Consider the following 20,619-nt stretch of genomic DNA (forward strand, 5'->3'; position numbering starts at 1 on the left):
AGAAAAGATGTCAAAATCAGGCACAGCATTAATCACCGGCGCATCCAGCGGTATCGGCGCGACCTATGCAAAACGACTGGCAGCACGCGGTTATGATCTGATCCTGGCCGCCCGGGATCAGGCACGACTCACCACCCTCGCGGACGCACTGACACAGCAGCACGCCATTCAGGTGACCGTGATGAAGGCTGACTTAACCCGGGAGCAGGACCTGCAGCGCGTGGAGTCAGAGCTGGCCAACAACGCTCAGATTACGCTGCTGCTGAATAACGCAGGCATGAGTGTGGAAGGCGAGTTTCTGGAGGCGGACATCACGCGCATTAACAGCATGCTGGCGTTAAACATTCTGGCGCCAACCCGTCTGGCACAGGCGGCTGGCCGGGCGTTTAAAGCACGCGGTCACGGCATCATCATTAATATCGCCTCGGTGCTGTCACTGATGCACGAGATGTTCAATGGCGCCTATAACGCCACCAAGTCTTACGTGCTGACGCTGACACGGGCCATGCAGCGTGAACTCGCCGGGAGCGGCGTGCAGGTTCAGGCCGTCTTACCCGGCGCAACCCGCACCGAAATCTTTGACCGTGCCGGCCAGTCGATCAATGAAATCCCAGCTGAGATGCTGATGGACGTGGATGAGATGGTGGACGCCGCGCTTGCCGGTCTGGACAGCAAAGAAGCAGTAACTATTCCGGCGCTGGAAGATCTGCAGATGTGGCATAACTACGATCGGGCGCGTGGTGCAATGGTTCCTCACCTTTCACGGGATAAATCGGCATCACGCTATGGTCAGAACTGAGTTAGCATAAACTCATCGCGGCTGAAGTCCGGTTTCGTTAACGGTACGGAGAAGCATTATCCGTGCCGTTTTGCGACTTCAGCTTCAGGCGTTGCCAGATTTGTTATAGAAATCAGCAGCTAAATTGCTGCTGCTTATTTCAGCAACCGGTGGCGGAGTGCTGGATTGCCCTGAAGAGATACTTTATAATCCCCGCTCCGCTGGCCCCTTAGCTCAGTGGTTAGAGCAGGCGACTCATAATCGCTTGGTCGCTGGTTCAAGCCCAGCAGGGGCCACCAAATAAAACAAGGAGTTAGATGCGAAATCGTCTGACTCCTTTTTCTTTGGGTGCGATTCAGGTGATGTAGTGGGTGACGTAAGAGAATGGCTGGGTGACGTAAGTAGTGTGGGTTTAAATGTCTGGCTGGCCGGTTGCCAGAAACCTGATTTCCTTTTTCGAAAAGCCTGACAGCCATCCAGATTCAATCATTAAGACAGCCTTATCTGACCCCCCAGGATTGCAGGACAAAAACAAGCCATGAGTTTCGACGATTCCATTCAGCAATTGCGTAATGAGCAACTCGCGCGCCGGTCCGATACAGAACGCTTCATCAGTGTTAAGACTCTATTTGAACGGCTCAAACAGCGTTATCCAGATCAGAGCTACAACGCCCTGTGCCTTTTAGCGCTGAAAAAGTATCGACGTTCAGAGCATCAGCCTTCGCTGTATTGGTTTAGATATGAAAGCTGGTATTGACCTGCTCCCCGTTGATTAAAACTTTATGATGTCAGTAATTCCTTGCAAATTTCTACTACGCACTCTCAGCAAGTGTACCCGGTTGCAAGTCCGCTTTGTGCTGTGAGTTCAACTGATAGGTGCAACACATTGGTTAAAACGCTCTGCAGGTGATTCATAATTTAGCGTTTTTCTTGGCCTCTCGTTGAGCTGCCTGCCAACACTGTCTAGTCTTTGCTGGCTGTGAACCGATGAGTCAGTTCCTTTTGGAAATACTGCCTAAGCAATCTGTTTGTATTTTCATTGGAGCCGCGTTACCAGGGGGGATTGAGGATCGCAGAAGTAAACCTGGATATCTGTGGCTACAGTAAACCGGGTGTCGCTGGTCATTTCAGCTCCCCGGTCCCATTTTAATGTTTTATAAAGCTCAGCAGGTAATTCCCGGGCTTTTTTGATGAGTGCAGATATAACCGTTATGGTCTTGTTGTCCCTGATCCTGGCCAGCATAACAAAACGGGAATGACGTTCTACGAGGATGACGATACAGGAGTTTTCCGAGCTCTGGATCAGGTCACCTTCCCAGTGACCGGGTATGTCTCTGTCAGCGGCTTCAGGTGGTCTTTCGCTGATAGAGATCGTATCACGAATTGACCCTAATCCCGACCCGTTGAACTCACAGGCTACACCCTGCTATATCTAGATGAAAGTCAGGTATGCACTGGGAGAATTAAAATCTCATCACAGAATGCGATCCCCGTTCCGGGACACCCTAACTATAAGCAACATGCATAAACGCCAGGTCGCGCAGTTGCTGCAGGCGGGATGAATGAGCCCATTCAACATCCAGACGGTTCAGGTCAGGCCGGCAGAATGGAGCTGCCTGCCCTGTGCGCTCACCTAACATGACCGCGGTACGGTTTATCTTCTTCCTGGCCCGCACAACGTCAGTCACGACCGTTGGCGGCACCAGACCTGCATTACGGTGTAACATTGAAATTGACGCCGCGCGCACCGAAATGGTGGAGGTCGAACGGCCGATGGCCTGCAGGTGAAACAGGTAGTCCTGCATGTCATCCGGGGTCATCGGCAGAAAGGAGCGACGATTCTCCTGAGACCAGCGCCAGTAGATCCGCATCACGCTCAGCAGCTGACGCCACGTGTTGGCCGAAAAAGCCTCCCGATGGCGGACGAACGCAGCCAGTTCCGCAGTGAGATCATCACCGGCGCTGCCGCTGAGAATCATACCGGTAAAACCGGATATATCGTTCATGTCTGCTCCGTTTAGCCCTGTTGACTGAAAGGCAGCGCTACGTGAATTCTGAACAAGACGTTGGGGCAGTTGCCCATCAGATTTCACGTAGCGATGCCTGATTTTTAACCACCTCCGTAAAGGTGTCGTTCAGGCGCACGCCGTACAGAACGCAGCCATTATCATATAAATGGCTGTATAGTTCATTATCCAGCCCCAATCCGCATGTTACAGGGTTTCAGAGACTCTGTCTGGCCTTATATAAAATGTTTATTATATAAGTTTATAGAATTATAAGTCGAACGGGCATGCGAATTAGAATTGGATGACTATTACTGGGCAAGATTGGTTAAACCCCGGTCTATCACAGCGCCGTGAGCGTTATGTACCTTTTAACCTGCAAATAACACGACTCAAAGTCCTGATGCTGCCGGTCAGTTTTCTATGCACATTGCAGGAATGTTATCAGAGCGCCGCCGCTTTAGTTACCGGTATATCAGGAAACTTAAGGTGTGAAAATTTTCGTTCTAACACTAGCGGCTTAGCTCCACCTTTCCTTAAGGTCCGAGCTTGAAATGCAGATGCCACCGTGAAAGACTGGCGACTAAGTGTTTTACACTTCTTCGCCTAAATGAATCGGACCTGGCATGTTCGAAAGCTTTTATAATGAATATTCTTGGCAGAGGCCGAAGAATTTTGCCTATTCTGCGTATTTAATTTTAAAGAACCAGACGGACAGCGCTGCATTCATGATTAAATGCATTGAGAAGACTCATATTCTGGAAAATAGCCAATCAATACTACGAAAATTAAAAAATTCAGACACCAGAATTTACCAGCAGAATTTTCGATCAATGGAGTTATGAAAATGATGTTGCGCTGCGATTAATCCAGCCATGTAAGTAATCTCAGCGAATATTTATAAAAAGTTTTAAAAGTTTTAAAAGTTTTAAAAGTTTTAAAAGTTTTAAAAGTTTTTTCAGAATAAGTTCCTTAATCATAATGGTTCAGCAATGTTATTTATGACCATAAAGTCATTCATGACTTTAGGCTGTACTATAATGAGCCCAATCCTTACTTCAAAATAAATTATCAGAAAAAATCTAAATATATAGCAAGTATGGATAAGAGAGGATTAAAAGAAAAAAAACCCACTAATTAATATTTTTATCTAACTCTAAGTGTCTATTAATTATTTTTTAGAAATCGAAATCGAAAATTTATTTTTCGAAGTGACACATGCTAGAGCGAATTATTCAGCCCCAGGAAAAAAATTGAAACCCGACCTCACTAATCGGGTTTTTGCTAAAAAGACACAAGAGAACCGAATTTTATTCGATTGGAAAACTTCAAATATTGCTAAAATATGAGGTTTTTATTTTAAATTCGCATTAAGCAAGATGGGTCATTATTTATTAGGCATCCTTCCTCCTTGCGTTAAAATATATGCATGCCAGAGATAGCGTTACTATTAAAAGAACAACCCAAGATCTAAGATCCATTGTATGATTATGACGGTAGATTTTATCAAAGAATAACACCACAGCAGGCGACAAGGTTAAAGTCGTGCTCACAATCAATGGTGTAGCGAATTCCACTCCTTTTTGCAAAAAGTAATTTGCGAGAGCTAAACCAACTAAAGCAACAAAAAGAATTATATAAACCTGTTCCTTGGAAATTTCTAATAATGACGAACGTGGTACAAGACTCCATGAAATCAATATTAGTAAGGGAAAGCGCAGAGAAAGCACCACATAACTTGGTATCTTATTTTCTGAAAAGACACGTGAGACTGAGATTGTCATCGCAACAGTGATAGCACATAGTAGGGAAATTATAACACCCAAAATAGTGTTGTTACCTGAGCTACTACTTTGTGATATATAAGAATTAACTAAAAACACTATACAAAGCAAAATTAGCGAATGGAAGAGAATGGTTGTAGATGAAGGTTTTTTGCCTCTAGCTATCATGAAAAAAGAAATAAACACGGCCGGCATACACTGTGTAATTGTTACAACTGCAGAAGGATTGAGAAATTTTATTGCAAAGAAATAAAAAATCCAGTTGCAAGCAGAAACAAAATTTATTATCAATATTTCTCTTTTAAGCTCAACCAGTGAAGCGACAAAACGTCGCCCTTTTGCAAAAAAAAGAGAGGTATACAAAGACATAACTATACTAAAACTCAGTGCTACGATTAAGAATACGTTTATCCCATTTAACCAAGAACTTAAAAGCACACTCTGTAAAGAGGCAACAATAATGTTGCCTATAATAAACAAAACACCTTTCATTATTTACCTCTACTCAACAGTCGAGAGTGAACATATGCTCCCAAGAGCTAACTGTACTATTGTAACTATGTAACTGCTGACGGCGTAATTTAATTAATCCTGTAGCGAGCTCATTACCAATATACTCTCTTATCAGGTGAGACCCCTCTAAGGTAGTGAGAGCATTTTCAACGCATTGCGGATATTCAACGAGACTTCCGTCTGAAGAGTAAGCAGTTTTAGATTTACCTGGCTCGATACATTCAGTAATTCCTATCATACCTGCTGACATTACACCTAATTGTAAAAGATAGGGGTTTGCAGAACCATCGGGAATTCGATATTCAATACGGCCTTTATCGGGAATGCGAACAGCATGGGTTCGATCATCTCCTGACCAAGAAAGTCGTTGTGAGACCCAAGTAGAACCAGAAGAAGTAGTTATAGCTCCGAGACGTTTATAACTGTTAATAGTAGGATTTGTTAAAGCACTAATGGCTCCTCCAAATTTCAAGAGACCACCAGTAAAATGTCCAATTACTGATGAATTGACAGATTCTGCATCTTGAGTTAAAAATATATTCTTCCCATCATTATTCCATACAGAACAATGAATATGGCAACCATTACCAGTTAAATCATTAAATATCTTTGGCATAAAGCTTGCCCGTACTCCATGCTTTTCTGCGATACTCTTAACAGCAAACTTAAAAAATGTGTGTCGATCTGCCGTAGTTAAAGCATCACTATATTTCCAGTTAATTTCAAACTGTCCATTAGCGTCTTCATGATCATTTTGATATGGTGACCATCCAAGTATATCTAAAGACTTACATATCTCGCTAATAATATGATAACTTCGCATTAATGCTGTTTGATCATAACAAGGTTTATGATAAGCATCATATGCATCAGCCGTGTTTAAATCATCTTTATTAAGTAAAAAAAACTCAGCTTCAACCCCAGTTTTTAAATTACGATCATGACGCTTCTCATCTTCTACTTTTAATCTTAGTTGATTGCGAGGAGATTGATCGAATAAGTGGCCATCTGTGTATAAATCACCAGTAATCCAAGCAACACCGGGCCTCCATGGTAATGGAGTAAAAGTCGAAACGTCAGGATGAACAACGATATCAGGATCTGCAGGCGTCAGATTAAAATGCGCAGCAAAACCTGCAAATGCAGCACCGTTTTCAATCAATGTATCAATGGCTGAAACAGGAATTAACTTAGAGCGCACAATACCAAAAAGGTCACTAAATGACGCAAGTATGAAATCTATTTTTTCTTCTTTGCAACGAGCTTTCAAAACTGATGCTTCAGACACAATTAATCCTCCATCCATTTTATTCGCAGATGCTTTTCATGGCATTAATAAAAGAGTCTAAGGTTTCTTTACTCTCGGTTTCAGTTGGTTCAATCAGCATCGCCTTAGAAAGTTCTCCAGGGTACCAAACACAGCCTGCACCAACCATTGTTGGTGGATGGAACCCTTGAGAGATAAGAATATTTGAGATCTCATTTACTGATTTTTTAACGCTATCGGCACGTAATAGACATTCGTGCATGCATTTTTTATTAAAAGCTGCAGGAAAAAAATCATTCAAATGATATTGAATATAATTAGCATTAAGGACTGCATATTCTGAAGCCTCCTTTAATCCTTTTGCTCCCAATGTCCGAATGTATGACCATGCTCTAATCAACACGGAGAAATGACCATAATATTGTTTTAATTTACCTATACTATCCATACAATGATCACGTAACTTATAGCATTCGTCTTCAGGCGAATACACAATTTGAGGTACCGGTAGATATTTAGTCAGTTTTTCTTTTACTGCAACAGGACCTGCTCCAGGTCCTCCACCACCATGAGGCGTTGAAAGTGTTTTATGTACGTTTAAGTGAACAATATCAAAGCCCATATCTCCAGGACGCACAAGACCCATAAGTGCATTCATGTTTGCACCATCGTAGTAAAGGAGCCCGCCTTGTTCATGAACCAGAGCAGCTACAGATTCGATATTTTCTTCAAACAATCCGAGTGTTGAAGGGTTAGTTATCATTAACCCAGCAACATTTCTTCCCATTTTGTTTTTAAGATCATTCAAATCCAGCATACCTTCATCATTAGTAGATATGATTTCACAACGAAATCCAACCATAGCTGCTGTAGAAGGATTTGTACCATGCGCTGAATCTGCGATAAGAAGTGTGTCTCTACTCTCACCCTTGGACTGGAAATATTTACGCATCATTAGTAGCCCTGTAAACTCACCATGTGCGCCAGCAGCTGCTTGTAACGAAACAGCTGACATACCTGTCAGCTCGGCAATAAATAATTCAAGTTCATAAAGTACACGCAATGTTCCCTGAATATCTTCTACTGGTTGTGACGGATGAACAAATTTGAAAGCATCTAAATTAGCATATTTGTCGTTACGCTTTGGATTATATTTCATAGTGCAAGAACCCAATGGATAAATCCCTGAATCAACACTATAATTTTTATGGCTTAGTTTGGTATATAACTGTACCAGTTTACGCTCGGGAACAGACTCTATTAATTTACGACCCGAGAGACGAGGCAAACTATTGTACAATTCTCTTTTATCAATCAATGAAATTTGAGAATCTTTTATATCAAGAGAATCAGTCGAACTATTTAGGAAATTTTTAATATTTGATATAACAAAATCTAACTGTTCTATTGTTTTAGTTTCAGTAACTGCTATACTTATGCAACGCTCCATTCCTTCGAAAGGAACTAATATACCACCGTAAATATTTTTTCTTTTTAATTCATTAAGTAATTGCTGTGGCTCACAATTTACTTCAATAATAAACTCATTAAAAAATGCAGCATTAAAGACAAGTTTAACACCCGGGATTTTTACGATCTCAGAGCAAAAGTAGTAGGCTGCATCCACATTATCATCGACAATTTTCTTTAACCCATCACTACCTTTTAGGGAGAGATAAATAGCAGCTTTCATCACGCAACTTGCTTGATTAGAGCAAATATTACTTGTTGCCTTATCTCGTGCAACATGTTGCTCTCTTTCTTCATTAACAAGTGAAAAATAAGGATTATTTTGCGCGTCGCACTTAATACCTACAATTCTCCCTGGTATGGAACTAGAAAATTTATCATGGCATCCTAAAAAACCAAATGTAGCACCGCCTGCGTTCAGATGGTTCCCAAGCATTTGCCCTTCGCCGCATATAATATCAATTCCTAATTCACCAGGCGGCACAAAAGCACCGGAAAGCAATGGATTATAATAAAGCACTGAAATTACATTATATTTTTTACATAATTCATTTATTGCATCAATATCTTCAATAACTCCAAACGCATTAGGGCACTGAAAGCCGAATGCATCTGGTGCTTTGACCGCGAATTGCGTCTCAAGGAGATCAAGATCTAGTTTGCCATCATGTTTCCATGGACTTTCCTTAAGAATTTCTGCTTTCCCAGCCATGCTGCTTTCAAAAATAAGTTTTGTCTGGTGCCAAACTGTTTCAGCAATTTGGAAGCGATTTTTTCTAGCGTGTGCAGAAGAAAAGATGACCATGTTGAAGGCATCAACAAAAGAAGTACTTCCATCATAAGATGAGGCATTAACCGTGTTAACACCTAGTAAAGCCTTCATTTTATTTTGGTAATCCCATAGAATTTCTAAGGAACCTTGGCTCATCTTAGGTTGATATGGTGTATAACTTGTCAAAAGCTCACCACGCTCGCTTAAATAATCAACTACTGCAGGCACATGATGTTCATATAATCCATTACCTAAAAAGCTTATATTATCTAGAACAGTACTATTTTTACGTGAGATTTCCCTGACTAGTAAATCGAGTTGCCCTTCGTTAAGTGGGGCTGGCAGGTCGAGTTCTCTTTTGAGTCGGATGCTGTCCGGTATAACATCGAATAACTCCTTTAAATTTGAAAGACCAATGGACATCAGCATTTCTTTAACATCATTTTCACTATGGAGCACATAAGGGTTATGCATATAAACCATTCTCCTGAACAGGTAGTTCACTGAGTCTAACTTTTATTTTGTTATTTAAAATATCCGCAGCATTAAAGGCTTCATCCAAACTATTTCCAGATGCACATATCTGCCCCAATAGCATATTTCCATGAGGCGGACGGTAATTAATATCACCCTTCCCCAAGAACAATTTAAAATAAATAATATTTTTAAAATATTCTTTCCCATTAGGAACGACAATTTCTTCTATTTTTCCACCATCGCAAATTACAGCTATTGCCACAACAACCTTCCCAGTTCTTTGTAGTGATGGTTGCTCAGGCTTTCTTCCACATGAAATATCTAAAGTGGCTTTGATCGCACAGTATCCGTATGCTTCACGAGTCATATGAGATATAGGTCCACCACCTGCGCGACAACCCATTTCAACAATATACGGAAGCCCGTTGTGATACCTGATTTCTGGATGTAAAACACATCGCCACAATCCCTGAGCTTTGGCTGCAGATTCAACCAGTAAGCGAATTTCTTCAATTTGTTCAGAAGAAAGACGCGTCGGCATTGTATAAATGTCGTTATCAAAAAGATTTTTCTCAGGTGATAACCTATCGCCAATAGCACCGATCGTAACAACACCATTCCAAACCCAAGCTTCAAGACTGTGTTCACTTCCGTTTAAATATTCTTCTACAAGAATACCGTTAGGCCCTTTAGAAGAAAAACCAGGTTCAGAAAATGACTGCGAATGAATCGTCAGTCCTTTTTTTGCCTTACGGTATCCGTTAATTAGCTCCTCTATATTTTTTACTTTATAAATATGCTCACTACCACCGCCCAATGTCGGCTTAACGATCAAGGGAAAACCAACTTCTTCTGCGAAAACAACAGCATCGTTTTCATTTTCAATGAGGTGATATTTTGGATGCCTTACAGACCCGTCTTTATGAGCGTTACGCATAAAGTACTTATTACGACAGATTAGAGCACTTTGCAGTGAAATGCCGCGTAAGCCTAACTTACTAGCTATACTTGATGTTGCAATAACCGAAAATTCAGTTACTGTTGCTACAGCATCAAAATGATGCTCATGATTCCACTCTACTGCCTCCTTTATAAACGCGTCATTTGTCAAGTCTTTAACGACCCTGACATTTGGTGCATACATATCAGCATATTTTTCTTTTGCTATTAGGAAAAATAACTGGTAGCCATTTTCAATAAATGACTTATAACCGGATTTTTTGCACTCACCAGATGGCTCCACTTCGACCACCAAAATTTTAGGTTTTCCCAGTATTTTATTCATTTACTCTGCCCATCCCAATTGCCGTGCTGAATATGGCTCTATAAATGGTGATGCGTAACCATCACGAGTCCAGAGAATAGGAAAATCAGTTTCTTCCATTTCAATGTTGCCAAATCGCTTATATCGGCTATAGGTACGGTTAATAGCAGCAGGATTAGCATTAAACTTTGAATCTGAAGACATACAATGTGCTACGATTGTTCTTCTTGGCACATCCATTTTATTAACATCAGAGCCATGCCAAATCCAGCCCGAATGGAACGTACCCCCACCTGCAGGAACTTCAACTTTTATCGTTTCTAACTCCCCTTTGTTCATTTTTTCCATTGCTAAACGCAAATCTTCATGCGGGTCGTTAGGGCCGTGAAACTGTTTGATTTTTCCGGTTTTATGCCATAAATGAGAACCAGCAACATATTCAACTGTACCACCAGAAGCAGTTGTATTATCTAGTGCGATCCAGCAGCTTACCCAATCATTTGGCGTAATGAATTCTTCATAAGATGAATCCTGATGGAATCCAATAGGACGACCACCAGGTGGTTTCCATAGTAAGTTATCTTGCGTAATACGCGTACCGGGCCATCCGCCTAATAGAGCACATGCTTTGCCTATAGCTTTTTGTAAAATAACACTGGCGACATATCGATCGGATTTCCATCCATTGCAAATCTGCCGGGTCAAATTCTCATCATCTCTTCCCTTTTTCCAGTTCACTTCATCAGGATCTAATCCCGTTTCATATTCACCATTGAAAATTTTATTAAATCTATTTAATAATAAATCAACCTCATCCTTCTCAATAATTTTATTAACAATAATAAATCCGTTATTCCGATATTCATTTATCTGACTTTCTGTGATTTCTAGCATTCTAAAATATCCCTATGCATGATCAATATCATCACCGATACGAGCAAACCAAACCATATCTTTAAAAACGTATTGAATTTCGTAAATACTGCAAATATACCCATTTAGATTGGCGAAATGGTGATAAGCTTCAGGCTCAACTTCTATTTCGGCCAAACTATTTTGTAGCGATTTATTTGTGGCAAGTTCGCTCATTAATTTTTTCACATCTTCTTTCATTTTTATCTTAGCCTAAAATTAAGATTTTGATTTAGTTACTCGCCAACCATTTAGGTACAGAATTACATCATCAGGACTTTGCTTAATAAATTCAATTGCATCTTCAGGCGTTTCCATTATTGGTTCGTTCGGACCGTTGAATGATGTATTCATGACTACAGGGCAACCTGTTTTTTCAAAAAAAGCTTTAATTAATTCGTAATATCGCCCATTAACCTGAGAAACCGTTTGTACACGTGATGTTCCATCAACATGTGTTACAGCCGGTAACATTTCGTTTTTAGCGGTAAAGTTAAACAACATGTATGGAGAGTTATCTGGCCCCCCATCAAAGTAATCTCTGAGACACTCTTTAAGCATTGACGGAGCAAATGGCCTCCAAAGTGCTCGTGTTTTTACATTATTTACTCGTGGCCAGTTATCAGCACTTCGTGGATCAGCCAAGAAAGAACGATGTCCTAATGCTCGTGGGCCAACTTCACTAGCACCATCATAAAAAGCGATAATCTTATTATTTGCCAAATCATTTGCTGCAGCTTCGCCTGGATTTTCAGCACGTACAAAAACAACACCTTCGGCATTTTCTAATGCTTTCAGGCAGTCCTCATCGCTGACTGGATTCCCCAGATACGGATTTACAAGCAAATCCCCATTACGCTCAATGAGAGGTTGTTCGAACAAATTATGATAAGCCCATAAACCGGCACCGATTGAACAGCCACTATCATCAGTAAACGGGGGAATAAAGAGATCTGGGAAGATTTTGCTGTCATAAATTTTAGTATTAGAAGGGCAATTCAACATGCAACCTCCTGCTAAGCATAATCCGTCGGCTTTTAACTGAAATGTATCGAGCAGATCTCTAGCAACTTCGGAAGTGGTGAACATGGTTTCTTCAAATAATTTTTGGAGCGATGCTGCCAAGTCAACATTTGCACCTTCAAGTACCTTTTCTGGATCACCAAGAAGAGACATGTCATAATCTTTTTCTTCAAGCTTCTGGATCAAATATTCATGCCATGCATACCGCTTCTCAGTTGCTTTTGGAAAACGACCAATACGTTCCAGTTCATCAAAATCAGCGGCATTTCCTACTAACTCTGAAACAAAAAATTCAGGTTTACCATATGGAGCCAACCCCATCATTTTGCCATCAGGTGATCCACCAAGCTTGATCAATGAGCGTGAGGTTTGTGAATAAAAACCTCCAATCTCAAGATGGTGTGGTGCTAATGGTATAAGTTTTTCATCATTACCATGGAAGAACCAACCACCACGCATACCACCTGCGCCGCCATCCGCAGTAATGACTGCTGATTTCTTAAAACCAGAACTGTAATATGCACTTGCTGCATGCGCCGCATGATGGTTCACGATATAGCACGGCAAAGATTTGCCCATAAAAACGGCGCTTGCTGGGTAGTGGAAACCATATTGAGCATCTTCAAATATTGTTTTATCTTTGCCAAGACTTTTTGAAATTTTACGCAGTGGTACGTACGGCATCTCTTGATTTACTTTTGCGAAGTCCATCCAAGGCAAATATACAAATGATGCTGCTTTTTCACGATACTGAGGATTCAAGGCATGTGGGACAAGAATACGACGTAAACGTAGTTCTTTCTCCTGTGGTGTATTACCTAAGAAAAAATCAACCGGGTCTTTACCTTTTTCATTAAGAAAATTTTCTATTAAGGATGGGACTGTATCTGAAGGATGGCGTTTATATTCAACCGTTAGAAGGCCATCCATTTCGATGTAAATATCTTCTCGTTGTGTAGAAGTTAATGCGATTGCATCAATATCCTCGACTTTTATTTGATGAGCACTAAGAAAACTGTTAATTAATTCGCTGCTTAACCCAATAAAAAGCTTCTTTTTCTTTACACGTTCAGATAACTGAGTACCAATTATTTCGCCGTTGCGGATGTACGTGACAGCCGAGTCGTGACCGAAGTGAAACGATAGGATATTCATTAGATATTTCCATTATTATGTGGTTAACAATGGGAAAAATAACCTATATTACTTGTTAATTAAAATCAAGCTTATAGTTATTGGATTGTATATGGAATCTTTACGATCAGGATAAAAAAACTAAAAATTACTTAAAAATCAACAACTAACGCAGTATTCTTTGTAGGCGATGATTATATTTCAGAAAATCCTCAGTCACTATGTTTATGACCAATCATCAATTACCCACATCAATCGCTCAAAAAAAACACTATTCCCCGTGAAAAATACTAAATATTTGTTAACATTTGACTTCATCTTTCTTTCCAGATTTTACTTGATTAAAAAAGCATCAACTCAACAAGTTAATTGACCTGCCCCCAAGATTAAATGCAAAACTTAGTTAGTAATGTCGGATCCTTCACTCTCAGAATTACTCTTTCTCCAGCCCGCTGCAAATTCAGACGGCGTCCGATAATTCAGCGTGGAGTGCGTGCGACATTCGTTATAATCCTGACGCCATTCGCTGATGGTTTTCCTGGCATGACTGACGTCGCTGAACCAGTGTTCATTCAGGCATTCATCGCGAAAACGTCCGTTAAAACTCTTAATAAATCCGTTCTGTGTCGGCTTGCCAAGCTGGATAAGCCCCAGCTCCACTCCATGCTCAAAGGCCCACTGATCGAGCGCGCGGCAGGTAAACTCCGGGCCCTGGCCTGGTCGGTTCTTATCGTAGCCAAATAGCCGCGAAACAGCGCAATGCTGTCCAGAATACGCATGACCTGCACGCCTGAAATCCCGAAGGTAACAGTGACCGTCAGGCATTCCTTTGTGAAGTCATCTACGCAGGTAAGGCACTTGATCCTGCGACCGGTAGCCAGCGCATCCATGACGAAATCCATCGACCAGGTCATCTTGGGCGTCGCCGGGCGGAGCAGCGGCAGACGTTCTGTTGCAAGCCCTTTACGACGACGCCTGCGTTTAACGCCCAGCGCGTTCAGATGATAAAGGCGGTACACGCGCTTGTGATTAACCAGAAGCCCTTCACCGCGCAGTAACTGCCATATACGGCGGTAGCCAAAACGCCTGCGCTCCAGTGCCACTTCAGTAATGCTCTCTGATAAATGGGCATCAGCCGCCGGACGCTGAGCGTCATAGCGGCAGGTCGACAGGGACAAACCTGTGAGTCTGCAGGCACGACGTTGCGACAGACCGGTCGCATCACACATCAACACCACCACTTCGCTCTTCTGGTCTGTCGTCAGTACTTTCGCCCAGGAGCCACCTGAAGCGCCGCCTTATCCAGCATGGCCTCGGCGAGCAGCTTCTTGAGTCTGGCGTTCCCTTCCTCAAGTGACTTCAGGCGCTTAACCTCAGGCACCTCCATGCCGCCATACTTCTTACGCTAGGTGTAAAAGGTGGCGTCGGAAATGGCGTGCTTACGGCAGAGTTCCCGGGCAGAAACTCCGGCTTCAGCCTCGCGGAGAATAATGATGATCTGTTCGTCGGAAAAACGCTTCTTCATGGGGATGTCCTCATGTGGTTTATGAAGACATTACTAACATCGCGGTGTATTAATCAACGGGTAGCAGGTCAGCAAAGTCAGCTTGCGCGCTGTGAACAATATGCTTTTTGCGCGCACGTTCAAAGAAACTATGCTTGCCGCAGACTGAAGTTTCTGGAACGGGCTGACTTAGCAGGTCGCCAATGGTGACCTTAGGCGTGTAATGTTGTTACCTTCGTTTGTCATGGGCTTTACCATTACCCTTCAGGGTACTTCGCACCCTCAGCGTGAACACTTAATTTGCGTCTAGCTTTACCCTGTAACGAAAAGAATGGCCGAAGATTCAATCACCTTATTCCCTCTGCTTAGGGTGAAATTGTTATAAAGAATAATGAATTGTTATAAGGAATTATCATTCGCTAAAAAATTAATAGTTGGAACCATTAACTCCCTTTTCTGCAAAATCAACAAATATTATCCTGTCAAAACATGTTTATTCTTTTTGGGAATATATAATCTTTATTTAAGTTAAGGTCGTTATTTCATAATCGCCGTTATAGCCTATAGCGTAAGCGCATATCATCAATAAGGCTTATGTTATGTCGATAACCACATTCTCTGGAGTGTACCAATCTTTCAATGATATAGCGTCAAATGGCATTAAATCACTGCTCTCCGAAATGCTGCTGGACTCGCTGAATTTAAGCATTGCTAATGAAAATTTACACTCATGTGATTTGCCAAACGACGATGAAATTCTGCGAATACTGGGCGTTACCTTCAACGATACGATACAAAAGCAGCTGATCGGTGAGGCAGATGCGGTATTAACCTACTACGATTTCAGCTCCGCTTGGTATGCAATCAGCCGCAGCTTTGATGCCAGAGTTTCGCATCATCCCTCATCCTGCGATTATTTTATTCTTTACGAACAGCTTAGAAAATCATCACTTGCGTTACGAGATGCAAAACCGGCAGCCAAAACTATCGACGAAGCCGCCAGGGACGTTACGCAGTTCGACGAACTGTTGGTCATGCCCGCGCTGCGGCTGGCTATCTCTTTTATGAGGCCGTCGCAGGAGAAGGATGCGCTAATTCTAGCAGATCTCATCCTGCTCTGTTTCAGCAGCTTTGCAGAATTTTCCAGCTGCTACCACGCAAGCAAATCGTTCAGTTCCGCAGCCAGCATCGCTGACGGGACAAAATCGATCGCAGAGTGCATTCGGGCGATTATTGCATTTAAGGTTCATCGCCTTGCAGAAAAAAAACAGGGGATTGATGCACTGGTGCAAATGCTCAGCAGGCTCGCTGTCATCAGGCAAACTGTGCACGATAGGCTGGCCGTGTTAAATGATAAAAATCGGGATCACAGCCTGACGGTTGAAAAAATTATCGCAGGTAAAAGTGCGATGGCATATGGCTATCACCACAAAAAGAAGCTCAATCAATGCCCTTTCGATGAGCTGATGAAAAACGATCCGCGTGAATTTACCCGGCTGCTTAAAAAATCTAACTGGTTCAAGGGCAAAACCCCAGAGAGGATGGCTTTCTTCAACCGTCTGACCACCTTTGAAGGCCCGATGTATAAGGTTTTTAACGAGCACGACCTGGCCACCATAAAGCGCTGGGCAATGACAGAGCAGGCTGAGCCTGCTGCGGTAACTGAAGATAAGCCATCTCCTTCCCTTATTCTCTCCCTGACATTACCGCAGCACGCACAGCAATACAGGGAGGAAAAGAACATCCGGGAATTATTTCATCAGCTTATGACCAGTAACGATCACTTCTATCTGGACTGGCAGAGTAGCAAATTTACTGATGCCTGGCTGGCGCGCGCGAGGAAAAAACTGCGGCATATGCCTTTTAAAAACTACAGTCCTGTCTCGCTGGATGAGTGGTTTTTAAGCCGGACTAAAATGCAGATGGATGATTATGCTCAAGGGAAAATGGTGAGTAGTAAATCGCGTGAGGAAGTGATCGACGAGGCGGTACACTTGGCACCGATGATCCTGCTGGACGGTGCCTGGATAAATCACTACAGCTACCCACAGCTTGTTAGCGACGATATTGGTCAAATCCTATTTGAAATTTATGCTGATGAGATAGGAAATGGTTTCATTGAGAAAAATCATCCCATCATATACCGAGACCTGATATCAGACATGGGCATTGAACTGCCCGATATCGCAAGCCGTGCATTTGCTGTAAGCGAATATTTTGACGATGATGATTTTCTAGTACCGGTTTTTTGGCTCTCGATTTCCCGTTTTCCTCAAAAATATCTGCCGGAAACGCTGGGGTTGAACCTGGCTATGGAGCTATCTGGCGTTGGCGGCGCTTATAAGCAGGCACGTGACGAGCTGAAACAGTATGGCTTTAATACCCTGTTTGTCGATCTGCATAATTCCATTGATAACGCCTCATCGGGGCACTCCGCAGGCGCACTGAATGCGATAAAAATATTTATGAGTCGGTTCACCAATAGTTCTAATCCCAAACTCACCCAGCTGCTTTGGGAGAGAGTATGGACGGGATATCTCTCCCTTGCCCCCCCTAAAAATTCTTTGTTATTTCCTTCGCTGGCAAAAAAATATCATATTTAGGATGGATAATGAGTAATAATCAGGAAAAGTACAGTATTGGCCTATCATGCTATTATCATGATAGCGCTGTAGCGTTAATGAAAGGCGAACGCGTAGTTTGTGCCTTACAGGAAGAGCGATTTTCCAGAGTTAAACAGGATAAACGTTTTCCGGCCCTAGCCTTTCAGCGTATTCTTGATGAGAACGGTATTAAGCTGAGCAATATTGATAAAATTTTTTATTATGAAAATCCTGAGAAAAAATTTTCTCGTATTATCGAAACTTACTCATGTTTCGGAATAAAGGGCACAGCCTCATTTAACGAGGAGATGCCGCTATGGTTTTCCGAAAAAAGAGATATCAAAAGTAAACTGCATCGAGAATTAACAACATGTTTTCCGGCAACAGAGATTCCACCGGTCGAATATATCGATCATCATCACTCACACGCAGCCTCAGCGTTTTATCCCAGCCCCTTTGAAAATGCCGCCGTGCTCTGTATTGATGGCGTTGGCGAGTGGGCAACCACCTCCGCTTGGCGCGGAGAGGGGAAAAAGCTGGAAAAGATTTGGGAGATAAAATTCCCCCACTCGCTTGGCCTGCTCTACTCCGCGTTCACCTGGTACTGCGGCTTTAAGGTCGATTCCGGCGAATATAAATTAATGGGCCTCGCCCCCTATGGCACCCCGACCTACGTCGAGATTATCAAAGAAAACATTATTAAGATAAATGACGACGGCAGTTTTACATTAAACATGGCCTACTTTGACTATGCGGTAGGTAACTGCATGTTGTCAGATCGCTTCAGCGAGCTTTTTGGTAAGCCTCCAAGAACGGCGGAATCCTCGCTCAGCCAGCACTATCTCGATATGGCCGCCTCAATACAGACGATTACAGAGGAGGTAGTTATAAAAATAGCCCGTCACCTGCATGCCATTACTGGTGAGAAGAATCTCTGCATGGCGGGCGGCGTTGCGCTTAACTGCGTTGCCAACGGCAAAATTGCGCAAGAGAAGATATTCGACAATATTTGGATTCAACCGGCAGCGGGCGACTGCGGCGGTGCCGTTGGCGCACTTTATGCAGGCCAAGCTTATAGCGGCCAGCGGTATCATTACGATGGTGACCTGATGGCTGGCGCCTATCTTGGCACAGCCTATGACAATGCCGAAATTAAGAAATATCTGGAGAGTATCGGCGCGGTCTACCATGAATACCAGTGGGACCAGTTGCTGGATCACGCGGTAGAGGATATTTTACGGGGCAGCGTAATTGGCTGGTTTCAGGATCGCATGGAGTTCGGCCCACGCGCGTTAGGTAACCGTTCGATTATAGGCGATCCGCGCAATACAACCATGCAGAGCGTTATGAACCTGAAGATTAAAAACCGAGAATCATTCCGCCCGTTTGCGCCGATCGTGATGGAAGAATATGCCGATGAGTGGTTTGATATTCATCAGGAGGATGAGTATATGCTGTTCGTCACCGGCGTTGCTGAAGGCAAGCTTATACCTTACAAAGATGACAATCTTGAGGGAATTGAGAAATTACAGGTTTTGCGCTCGCAAATTCCTGCGGTGACGCACGTTGATAATTCGGCCAGGGTGCAGATATTACGAAAAAGGAACAATCCTAAATTCCACGCTCTGTTGACCCAATTTCATAAGCATAGCGGCTGCCCGGTTTTAATAAATACCTCTTTTAACGTTCGCGGCGAGCCAATCGTTGAGTCACCACATGATGCCTATAAATGTTTCATGCGTACCAAAATGGATACGCTGATTATAGGTAATCTTGTCTGCATCAAGTCCGAACAACCGCCTTTGCCTGACGATGAAGACTGGCAAAACATCTATACACTGGATTAAATGATGAATCTATTACTTAAGCTCTACTATTTTTTTATTTTACTACCTAAAGGTTTTGTTAAAAACATAACCAAAGATCCTATGAATTTAAAATTTGAGGATAAAGAAAGTTTTTACCACTTTGAGCCTGGAGCGAAGAATGAGAAATAAGCTCAGCCACGATGAGGCAGTAAAGGAGGTCTATCGCCTCACACCGCAGATTCGTGATTACGATGAATTTATGTATCTTGGCGTAAGATGGCTACCTTACACCATGTTTTTTCATCAAACGCTGTTTAAATCCAAAGCTATCAATACCGATAGCTTGGGTTTTCGCTACACTAGGTATCAGGATGGCTATATTTCAACCGACTGTGTACCGTCCGATCGACCCGTAAACATCATTATCGGCGGATCAACAACGCTGGGCACGGGTGCTACCGCTGACGATCATACTATTGCCTCAGCGCTGTCGAAGCTGACCAATGAGCCATGGCTAAATTTTGGTGGCAGGGGATATAACTCGACTCAGGAAGTTATCCTATTTTTAATGCATCAGCATCGCTTTAAGCAGATTAATCATGTGGTAGTGTTCAGTGGCATGAATACTCTGACTCTTGAAGGCATTCCTGACGAGTTGGCTACGGAACATGGTCGATATTACTATTCTTATGAATATCAGCATTATATGGAAAAATATAATGACGATTTAAAAAGTAGAAAGAACAGCTATGCCTCAGAGCTTGACAGGCGTAATGCCAACCCAGTTAAGAGGCTTTACAACAAGATCTTGGGCATCGCTGAAAATGCTAATCCGGCCGACGTTATTATCTCTGATGAAGCTACCGACACCGCCCAGCGTATGGAAAGAACGGCTGAGGTCATCAGCCAGACGCTGTTCCAGTGGAAATCACTGTTGGCGCCTTATAACGCTAAACTCTCTTTCTTTCTGCAACCGATGTCCTACTGGTCTAAAGATCGGCTAAACGGCACCGAGGAGGAGATATTCAACGCTATCGATCAATGCCCTAATAATTTCTGGCGTCTCTTCTCGCGAATTCTCGATAAAAAGAATCATCCTGTTCTGGTCGAACGCCTGCGCGAAAAATTAGCGCAGAGTGGCGTTGATTTTTATGATACCAACGCCCTTATGCAGGATTCACCAATAATTAACGAAAGTATCTACGTCGATCGCGTCCATTTCAACGATGCGGGCTATTTCGAAATGGCAAGACTAATTAATCAACATATAGGTGATGCAAATGAGTAAAAGAAAGAAGAGCATT

Annotated in this window: 13 protein-coding genes, 1 tRNA gene and 2 pseudogenes; 6 read left to right on the top strand and 10 right to left on the bottom strand. The window is 42.6% G+C overall.

Features of this window, described 5'->3' with window-relative positions:
• Positions 1–7 precede the first annotated feature (7 nt).
• From QSK07_RS08945 to QSK07_RS08955, 3 genes are all read left to right on the top strand, one after another.
• Positions 8–799 carry an SDR family NAD(P)-dependent oxidoreductase gene (locus tag QSK07_RS08945; protein WP_285721401.1) on the top strand — a complete coding sequence of 264 codons (792 nt, stop codon included), beginning with the start codon at positions 8–10 and terminating at the stop codon, positions 797–799.
• 202 nt (positions 800–1,001) lie between these two features.
• Positions 1,002–1,077, top strand: a tRNA-Ile gene (locus QSK07_RS08950).
• Between the two features lie 239 nt (positions 1,078–1,316).
• Positions 1,317–1,535, top strand: coding sequence for a hypothetical protein (locus QSK07_RS08955; RefSeq protein ID WP_285721402.1), 219 nt, complete (start codon positions 1,317–1,319; stop codon positions 1,533–1,535).
• A 108-nt stretch (positions 1,536–1,643) separates the two neighbouring features.
• Here QSK07_RS08955 and QSK07_RS08960 read toward each other — a convergent pair.
• The 10 genes and pseudogenes from QSK07_RS08960 to QSK07_RS09005 all read right to left on the bottom strand — a co-directional run.
• Positions 1,644–2,180: pseudogene (locus tag QSK07_RS08960) on the bottom strand (IS30 family transposase); the annotation flags it as partial.
• 103 nt (positions 2,181–2,283) lie between these two features.
• Positions 2,284–2,784 carry a site-specific integrase gene (locus QSK07_RS08965; protein WP_352230961.1) on the bottom strand — a complete coding sequence of 167 codons (501 nt, stop codon included), beginning with the start codon at positions 2,782–2,784 and terminating at the stop codon, positions 2,284–2,286.
• 1,394 nt (positions 2,785–4,178) lie between these two features.
• Positions 4,179–5,060: an EamA family transporter gene (locus QSK07_RS08970; RefSeq protein ID WP_285721403.1), complete on the bottom strand. Its 882-nt coding sequence runs from the start codon at positions 5,058–5,060 to the stop codon at positions 4,179–4,181.
• Between the two features lie 13 nt (positions 5,061–5,073).
• Positions 5,074–6,369 carry a type III glutamate--ammonia ligase gene (glnT, locus tag QSK07_RS08975; RefSeq protein ID WP_285721404.1) on the bottom strand — a complete coding sequence of 432 codons (1,296 nt, stop codon included), beginning with the start codon at positions 6,367–6,369 and terminating at the stop codon, positions 5,074–5,076.
• A 19-nt stretch (positions 6,370–6,388) separates the two neighbouring features.
• Positions 6,389–9,064 carry an aminomethyl-transferring glycine dehydrogenase subunit GcvPB gene (gcvPB, locus tag QSK07_RS08980; RefSeq protein WP_285721405.1) on the bottom strand — a complete coding sequence of 892 codons (2,676 nt, stop codon included), beginning with the start codon at positions 9,062–9,064 and terminating at the stop codon, positions 6,389–6,391.
• On the bottom strand, positions 9,057–10,352 hold the full coding sequence (locus tag QSK07_RS08985; protein WP_285721406.1) for an ATP-grasp domain-containing protein: 1,296 nt from the start codon (positions 10,350–10,352) through the stop codon (positions 9,057–9,059). Before QSK07_RS08985 ends, gcvPB begins: the two co-directional genes overlap by 8 nt.
• The gene (locus QSK07_RS08990; protein WP_285721407.1) at positions 10,353–11,225 is read right to left on the bottom strand and encodes a phytanoyl-CoA dioxygenase family protein; all 873 of its coding nucleotides are present in this window, start codon (positions 11,223–11,225) and stop codon (positions 10,353–10,355) included.
• Positions 11,226–11,237: 12 nt separating this feature from the next.
• Entirely contained in the window at positions 11,238–11,444 is a 207-nt protein-coding gene (locus QSK07_RS08995; RefSeq protein WP_285721408.1) for a hypothetical protein, read from the bottom strand.
• 18 nt (positions 11,445–11,462) lie between these two features.
• Positions 11,463–13,421, bottom strand: a complete 1,959-nt coding sequence (locus QSK07_RS09000; protein WP_285721409.1) for a carbamoyltransferase C-terminal domain-containing protein — start codon at positions 13,419–13,421, stop codon at positions 11,463–11,465.
• A 378-nt stretch (positions 13,422–13,799) separates the two neighbouring features.
• Positions 13,800–14,925 (bottom strand): annotated as a pseudogene (locus tag QSK07_RS09005) (IS3 family transposase).
• A gap of 1,982 nt (positions 14,926–16,907) precedes the next feature.
• Here QSK07_RS09005 and QSK07_RS22935 point away from each other — a divergent pair.
• The 3 genes from QSK07_RS22935 to QSK07_RS09020 all read left to right on the top strand — a co-directional run bounded on the left by QSK07_RS22935 (position 16,908) and on the right by QSK07_RS09020 (position 20,603).
• Complete coding sequence (locus QSK07_RS22935) at positions 16,908–17,507, top strand: iron-containing redox enzyme family protein (protein ID WP_502921707.1); 600 nt, start codon at positions 16,908–16,910, stop codon at positions 17,505–17,507.
• Positions 17,508–17,515: 8 nt separating this feature from the next.
• The gene (locus tag QSK07_RS09015) at positions 17,516–19,354 is read left to right on the top strand and encodes a carbamoyltransferase family protein (protein ID WP_285721411.1); all 1,839 of its coding nucleotides are present in this window, start codon (positions 17,516–17,518) and stop codon (positions 19,352–19,354) included.
• A 139-nt stretch (positions 19,355–19,493) separates the two neighbouring features.
• A complete protein-coding gene (locus QSK07_RS09020; RefSeq protein ID WP_285721412.1) occupies positions 19,494–20,603 on the top strand; it encodes an SGNH/GDSL hydrolase family protein in 1,110 nt (369 codons plus the stop codon).
• The last annotated feature ends 16 nt before the right edge of the window (positions 20,604–20,619 follow it).

Source organism: Pantoea sp. QMID4 (genome assembly GCF_030270445.1).
GTDB classification, from domain to species: domain Bacteria; phylum Pseudomonadota; class Gammaproteobacteria; order Enterobacterales; family Enterobacteriaceae; genus Pantoea; species Pantoea vagans.

Bases quoted from the DNA above. Each gene is read 5' to 3' on its own strand.
- QSK07_RS08945 (WP_285721401.1), top strand. From the start codon at position 8: ATGTCAAAATCAGGCACAGCATTAATCACCGGCGCATCCAGCGGTATC.
- QSK07_RS08955 (WP_285721402.1), top strand. From the start codon at position 1,317: ATGAGTTTCGACGATTCCATTCAGCAATTGCGTAATGAGCAACTCGCG.
- QSK07_RS08965 (WP_352230961.1), bottom strand. From the start codon at position 2,784: ATGAACGATATATCCGGTTTTACCGGTATGATTCTCAGCGGCAGCGCC.
- QSK07_RS08970 (WP_285721403.1), bottom strand. From the start codon at position 5,060: ATGAAAGGTGTTTTGTTTATTATAGGCAACATTATTGTTGCCTCTTTA.
- gcvPB (WP_285721405.1), bottom strand. From the start codon at position 9,064: ATGCATAACCCTTATGTGCTCCATAGTGAAAATGATGTTAAAGAAATG.
- QSK07_RS08985 (WP_285721406.1), bottom strand. From the start codon at position 10,352: ATGAATAAAATACTGGGAAAACCTAAAATTTTGGTGGTCGAAGTGGAG.
- QSK07_RS08990 (WP_285721407.1), bottom strand. From the start codon at position 11,225: ATGCTAGAAATCACAGAAAGTCAGATAAATGAATATCGGAATAACGGA.
- QSK07_RS08995 (WP_285721408.1), bottom strand. From the start codon at position 11,444: ATGAAAGAAGATGTGAAAAAATTAATGAGCGAACTTGCCACAAATAAA.
- QSK07_RS09000 (WP_285721409.1), bottom strand. From the start codon at position 13,421: ATGAATATCCTATCGTTTCACTTCGGTCACGACTCGGCTGTCACGTAC.
- QSK07_RS22935 (WP_502921707.1), top strand. From the start codon at position 16,908: ATGATCCTGCTGGACGGTGCCTGGATAAATCACTACAGCTACCCACAG.
- QSK07_RS09015 (WP_285721411.1), top strand. From the start codon at position 17,516: ATGAGTAATAATCAGGAAAAGTACAGTATTGGCCTATCATGCTATTAT.
- QSK07_RS09020 (WP_285721412.1), top strand. From the start codon at position 19,494: ATGAGAAATAAGCTCAGCCACGATGAGGCAGTAAAGGAGGTCTATCGC.